Origin of the sequence: Bacillus sp. SIMBA_154 (assembly GCF_046536015.1) — a bacterium.
GTDB lineage: Bacteria > Bacillota > Bacilli > Bacillales > Bacillaceae > Bacillus > Bacillus pumilus_P.
In genome coordinates this window covers 1-241 of record NZ_JAWJBV010000595.1, presented here as the reverse complement: position 1 = coordinate 241, position 241 = coordinate 1, and the positions used below count along the sequence as shown (strand labels likewise).

Here is a 241-nt window from a genome sequence, read left to right as displayed (position 1 = left end):
GCTGTTCACACCTCCCCTGATGATTTCGGCCGCTCTTGCCGCGCTGCTCAGCGCGTACGTGGCGATGGCCGCATACAAAGGGTCCATTTTGGAGGTATCAATTCCGGCGAGCGCCGTGAGCGCCGGAATGCCGTAAAATACAATGAACAGCTGCACCATGATGGGCGTTCCTCTGAAAAAAGAGATATACAGCTTCGCAAACTGATTCAAAACGGGAATGCGATAGATGCGGGGCAGCGCC

The 241-nt window shown here is 55.2% G+C and carries 1 protein-coding gene; it reads right to left on the bottom strand.

Annotated features, from left to right (window positions below):
• A partial coding sequence (locus tag R0K30_RS23290) for an ABC transporter permease subunit (protein ID WP_410613376.1) occupies positions 1-241 on the bottom strand: 241 nt, incomplete at both ends.